4 protein-coding genes are annotated in these 6,011 nt (G+C 65.6%); all 4 read right to left on the bottom strand.

What is annotated here, in order from left to right:
• Nucleotides 1–1,396, bottom strand: a 1,396-nt coding sequence (gene sdhA, locus ACTIL2_RS07270; protein ID WP_442336784.1) for a succinate dehydrogenase (quinone) flavoprotein subunit, incomplete at its 3' end; no start/stop codon positions are given.
• Between the two features lie 32 nt (nt 1,397–1,428).
• On the bottom strand, nt 1,429–2,175 hold the full coding sequence (locus ACTIL2_RS07265; protein WP_442336783.1) for a succinate dehydrogenase cytochrome b subunit: 747 nt from the start codon (nt 2,173–2,175) through the stop codon (nt 1,429–1,431).
• 171 nt (nt 2,176–2,346) lie between these two features.
• On the bottom strand, nt 2,347–5,058 hold the full coding sequence (locus ACTIL2_RS07260) for a glycoside hydrolase family 65 protein (protein ID WP_442336782.1): 2,712 nt from the start codon (nt 5,056–5,058) through the stop codon (nt 2,347–2,349).
• Nucleotides 5,059–5,118: 60 nt separating this feature from the next.
• A complete protein-coding gene (locus ACTIL2_RS07255; protein WP_442336781.1) occupies nt 5,119–5,880 on the bottom strand; it encodes an HAD family hydrolase in 762 nt (253 codons plus the stop codon).
• Nucleotides 5,881–6,011 lie beyond the last annotated feature (131 nt).

The following is a 6,011-nucleotide window of genomic DNA, read 5'->3' as shown; positions in this document are numbered from 1 at the left end:
AGGACGACTCACCGGAGCAGAACAGCCCCGGGATCGAGGTCATCTCGTGGAAGTCGGTCCACAGACCACCCATGGTGTAGTGGCAGGTCGGGGCGATGCGCATCGGCTCCTTGTAGGCATCGTCACCGATGGCCTCCTCGTACATCTGGATGAGGTTGGAGTAGCGCTCGCGGATGACGTCCTCGCCCAGCTTCTTGATGGCGTGGGTGAGGTCCAGGTACACCGAGTTCTTCTTCGGGCCCACGCCGAAGCCGGCGTTGATCTGCTGCGCGTTCGCACGGGACGCGATATCGCGGGGCACCAGGTTCCCGAAGGCCGGGTAACGACGCTCGAGGAAGTAGTCGCGCTCGTCCTCGGGAATGTCGTTGGGGTGGCGCTCGTCGCCTTCCTTGGACGGCGTCCAGATGCGGCCGTCGTTGCGCAGCGACTCGGACATCAGGATCGTCTTCGACTGCCAGTCCGAGTTGACCGGCAGGCCGGTCGGGTGGAACTGCACGAAGGACGGGGACGCCATGTAGGCACCCTGGTCGTAGGCGCGCATGATCGCGCTGGCGTTGGAGTTCTTGGCCAGCGTGGACATGTGGTACACGTTGCCGTACCCGCCGGTGCCCAGGACCGTGGCGTGCCCGGTGTGGGTGGACAGCTCACCGGTGATGATGTTGCGGGTCACGATACCCTTGCACACCCCGTCCTCGACGATGATGTCCTGGACGTCGGAGTGGGTGAAGATCTCCACGTTGCCGGCGCCGATCTGGCGGTACAGCGCGGAGGTGGTGGCCAGCTGCAGCTGCTGACCGGTCTGACCACGGGTGTAGTAGGTGCGGGACACCTGCACACCACCGAAGGAACGGGTGGCCAGGGTTCCGCCGTACTCGCGGGAGAACGGGGCACCGATGGCGTTCATGTGGTCGATGACCTTGCCGGACTCCATGGCCAGGCGCCAGCAGTCGTTCTCGCGGCAGCGGTAGTCACCGCCCTTGACGGTGTCCTTGGTGTGGTTGTACGTGGAGTCGTTGTCCAGCTTCTTCGACCGTGACGAGTTCACGCCACCCTGCGCGGCGATGGAGTGCGCGCGACGGGGGCTGTCGTGGTACGTGAAGACCTTCACGTCGTAGCCCAGCTCGCCGAGCGCGGCGGCTGCGGCGCCACCGGCCAGGCCGGTGCCGACGATGAGGATGCGGAACTTCGCCCGGTTCAGCGGCGAGACGAGCTTGAAGTGCTCCTTGTCGAACTTCCACTGGTCGGCCTGACTGACCTCGTGCGGGGCGTTGTCGCCGATGACCCTGCCGACGGCCACGCCGTCGACGCTGGACTCCGGTGCGCTGAACGCTGCCAGTGCTTCGTCGTAGTTGAAGTCCGCGGTCTGGTTGTGGGCGTGAGGCTTAGTGTTTGCCATAGTCTCTTCTCTCTTCTCCTGTTCCAGATCCGCTAATTGCTGACTACGCCGAGCATGACGAACAACGGAATCGAGATGTTGCCGATCATGACGATGGCCGGAAGCAGGTAGGAGATCCAGAGGACGACCTGGCGGGTGCGGTGGCCTGTGATGCCGAGGTCCGAGGACGCGGTCCAGATACCGTGGCTCAGATGCAGGAACAGCACGATCATGCACAGGATGTAGAAGATCGCGACCACGGGGCGGTCGAAGGACGCCACCAGGTTCGCGTAGGCCTCACCGTGCTCGAACACGTCCGCCGCCGCGGGGGCTGCGCCGATGGTCAGGTCGAGGATGTGGAAGATGATGAACAGCAGCAGCACTGCACCGGTGCCGAGCATTGAGCTGGCGGTGAAGGTGTTGAAGTCGCCCATCTTGCCGGTGCGCTTGAACTGTCCGCGGGACTGCTTGGAGCGGGCCTTCAGCGCGAAGGCGCACCACACGTGCAGAATCAGGGAGATCGAGAGGACCGCGCGCGCGATCCACAGGAAGCCCTCGTGCGGGAGCAGGGGAACACCCATCTCCCGGAGGAAGTGGGCGTAGTCGTTGAATTTGTCGGCACCCGAGTAGACTTTCAGGTTACCGATCATGTGCACCAGGACATATGCGGCGAAGATGAGGCCAGTCACGGCCATCGTCAGTTTCATCGCCCAAGTAGGGAAGCCTGACTTTTCCCTCAGTGGTTTGATTGTAATTTTCCCGTGCTCGAGTGCGACGGGATCGTCGTATTTAACAGTCATGGCACCTCCAGTGTCATAGACACTCTACGACCCCAATAGTGGCCAGCACCAACCGGCCCCCACCGTCGTGAAGAAGATCACATGTCAGCCCCCCGAGGGTGGGGCTGTCCCCCGGTGGGGTATCAGCGACGTCCCCGTCCGCCCCACTGGAATGGTGATGACTTTATATAACTAGGGGGTTGCGTCCGTGACGTCCTGCCGCAGCATCGTCTCCCCGGCGACCACGACCGGCTCGACCCCCACCACGGTCTCATGGCCGCAGACCCAGATCGGCCCGGCCTCCACGGCGTCACCACCGTCGGAACGACCGGCAATCACCAGTTCAACCTCGCCGTCCCGGACGGTCACCCGCACCAGCGTCCCCTGCAGCGTGATGGTGTACTCGAGTCCACCCCACTCCTCGGGCACGCGGGGATCGATGCTGAACTGGCCGTAGTGGTCGCGGAACCCCCCGAAGCCGTACACCAGCCCGCTCCACACCCCACCGCAGGACGCGATGTGCACGCCGTCGGTCGTGTTGCCGTGCAGGTTGTTGAGGTCCAGGAACAGACCCCGGTTGAAGAAGTCCATCGCCCGGTCGTGGTAACCGAGCTCCGCGGCCATGATCGACTGCACCACCGCGGACAACGATGAATCGCCGGTGGTCAGGCGGTCGTAGTAGTTGTAGTCGCGCCGCTTGACCTCCGTGGAGAACTGGGATCCCTGCAGGAACAGTGCCAGCACCACGTCCGCCTGCTTGAGCACCTGGTACCGGTAGATGGTCAACGGGTGGTAGTGCAGCAGCAGGGGACGCTTCGGTCCCACCGCGGGATCGTCCAGGCTCCACAGCTGGCGGTGCATGAACTGGTCGTCCTGCGGGTTGACCCCCAGGTTCTCGTTGAACGGGATGTACATCACCTCGGCCGCGCGGCGCCACAGGTCAAGCTCGTCCTCGCTGAGCCCCGAGCGCAGCACCAGTTCCCGGTAGGCGCCGGGACGGTCGGTCCTCATCTGGGACACGACCTCGACGGCCACCCGCAGGTTGTACTGGGCCATCACGTTTGTGTACAGGTTGTTGTTCACCACGGTGGTGTACTCGTCCGGCCCCGTGACTGAGTGGATCTCGAAGCGGGTGCCGGCGGTGTTGAAGAAGCCCAGCGACATGAAGAACCTGGCCGTGCCGACCAGGATGTGGATGCCCTCGTCCAGCAGGAAATCCGTGTCGCCCGTGGCGTAGACGTACTTCATCAGGGAGTAGCTGATGTCGGCGTCGATGTGGTACTGCGCGGTGCCGGCCGCGTAGTAGGCGCTGGACTCACGGCCGTTGATGGTGCGCCAGGGGAACAGGACCCCGTCATGGGAGAGCTCCAGTGCACGCTCACGCGCCGCCGGGAGCATCTTGTAGCGGAAGCGCATCGCGTTCCTGGCGAACTGCGGGTTCGTGTAGGACAGGAACGGCATCACGTAGATCTCGGTGTCCCAGAAATAGTGGCCCCCGTACCCTGACCCGGTCAGGCCCTTCGCCGGGACACCCTGGGACTCCGCCCTCGCCGAGGCCTGGAGCAGCTGGTAGATGTTCCAGCGTGCCGCCTGCTGCAGCTCGGGGTGGTTCGGGATGGTCACGTCGGAACGCTCCCAGAACTTCGCCAGCCAGTCCTTCTGGTTGTCCTGGAGGTTGCGGAAACCGACCGCCTTCGCCCGGTTGATGGTGCGCGCGCAGCGGAACGCCAGTTCGTCCGGGGAGACATGGCGCGAGGAATGGTAGGAGACGAACTTCTCCAGCCGCAGCTTCATGCCCTTGCGTCCGGCCAGGTGGTAGACCACGCGGGCCACGTCCTCACGCAGCTCGGTGTGGATCTCCACCCCGCCGACTGCCTCCGCCCCGGGATCGCTCTGCAGGTCGAGGATGTGGTCCATACTCACCGCGACCGTCATGCCCGAGCGGTTGATCCGGTAGCCCAGCGTGACCCGCTGGTCCTCCGGCTGCGCCTGGTAGGTGGGCTGGAAGACCCGGCCCCGGATCTGCTCGGCCTTGCGCGGGTCGCCCCCGTCACCGACGCCGGCCGGTCCGTCCGCGGTGGCACCGGAGTGCTCGGTGACCGTGGAGTACTCGTCCTCCCCGTCCTGGCGGTTGAGGATCTGCGAGGAGACGACCACCGCGGCATCCGAGTCCAGCAGCTCGACCTCGGTGCTGACCACCATCAGGTGCCGTTCCTGGAAGGAGACCATCCGCTCGTTGGTGATGCGGACCCGCTTGCCCGCCGCGGTCCGCCAGACGAAGCTGCGACGCAGCACGCCCTCACGGAAGTCGATGCCCTGGGAGTAGTCCTCCACCTCGTCCTGGGACAGGCGCAGGGGTTCGTCATCGATGTAGAGCCGGATCGTCTTGGCGTCCGGCACCTGCACGATCGCCTGACCCTCCCGGGCCAGGCCGTAGGCGTCCTCCGCGTGGGAGATCGGCCAGGTCTCGTGGACACCGTTGATGAAGGTGCCGTGCTCGTGGGAGTCCCGCCCCTCCGGCGGGTTGCCGCGCACCCCCAGGTAGCCGTTGCTCACGTTGAACAGGGTTTCGCTCAACCCCAGGTCAGAACGCTCCGGACGCTTCTCGTACCAGCCCCACTCGTCGACCGGGTTGTTCTCACGGTCGAGCCCCTCCAGCGGGTTCGCGTCGTAGTGGTGCTGGTCGGCGCGGTACCCGGACGGGAAGAGCCCGTCTCCGTCGACGTCCCCGAGGATCGTCGGACCCCCGGGTTCGCCCGCGATGCCGGACGCCGTGGAGCCGGCGGCATCAATGGGCCGGGTGACGACGGAGGCGACCCGACGGCGCTGCGCCATGAACTCCTCGAAGGCGGAGTCCTGGCTGCCGTTCGTTCCGCTGCCGTCGGTCGAGTAGTTACCACTCATCGTTGAAGAATCTCCGTGTCGTTGGGGATGTAGGGGTGTGTTGCAGGATGGGGGTCTCGCCTAGGAGACGAAGTCCGCGAGGTCGGCGACGACGACATCGGCGCCCGCCGTCAGGAGAGCGTCCTCGCCCGCGCCGCGGTCCACACCGACGACGAGGCCGAAGGAACCCGCGCGTCCGGACGCGACACCCGAGGTCGCGTCCTCCACCACCACCGCGTGGGCGTTGTCCACCCCGAGCGCACTGGCGGCGTAGGAGTAGGTGTCCGGCGCGGGCTTGCCGGGCAGTCCCTTCGCGGCGGCCACGTTGCCGTCCACGACCAGCTCGAACCGGTCGAGCAGCCCGGCGGACTCCAGCACCTGTACCGCGTTCTTCGAGGAACTCACGATCGCCACCCTGGGGGCCGTGTCCGCCGCGCTGAACGCGTCCAGCAGACGCACGGAACCCGGGTAGGCGTCGATGCCCTCACGGAGCAGGCGCAGGAAGTCGACGTTCTTGCGCAGGCCCAGGCCCACGATGGTGTCGTCCGACGGGAGGTCGGAGCGTTCCACATTGTCCGCACCACCGGCACCGATGGCCATGCGGTCGTGTGGGAGGGAGATGCCGCGGGAGTCCAGGAGACTCTCGACCCCCTCGATGCGGGAGCGGCCGTCCAGATGCTCGAAGTAGTCCTGCTCGGTGTAGGGGCCCGCGTTCCTCGAGTCGAGGTACTCGGTGAACATAGCCTCCCACGCCTTGCGGTGCAGTTCAGCGGTGGGGGTGATCACACCGTCCAGGTCGAAGAGCACCGCCTCGAAAGAGGCGAGATCAGGTAGGTCTGTCATCTGGTCGGGCTCCTCAGGGATCGGTGGTGCCGGTCGCACCCGATTCTAGGCGTGTTCGGACGGTCGCGCGCGATAGCCCGGCTCTCCCCCGCGTCCCCACGCACGCAGATCCGGTCCTGTGCCATGGTTTC

Origin of the sequence: Corynebacterium sp. (genome assembly GCF_052107835.1) — a bacterium.
Classification (GTDB): Bacteria; Actinomycetota; Actinomycetes; order Mycobacteriales; family Mycobacteriaceae; genus Corynebacterium.
This window is presented reverse-complemented; position numbering and strand designations above follow the sequence as displayed.

Coding starts and splice junctions, on each gene's coding strand:
- ACTIL2_RS07265 (WP_442336783.1), bottom strand. CDS start 2,175: ATGACTGTTAAATACGACGATCCCGTCGCACTCGAGCACGGGAAAATT.
- ACTIL2_RS07260 (WP_442336782.1), bottom strand. CDS start 5,058: ATGAGTGGTAACTACTCGACCGACGGCAGCGGAACGAACGGCAGCCAG.
- ACTIL2_RS07255 (WP_442336781.1), bottom strand. CDS start 5,880: ATGACAGACCTACCTGATCTCGCCTCTTTCGAGGCGGTGCTCTTCGAC.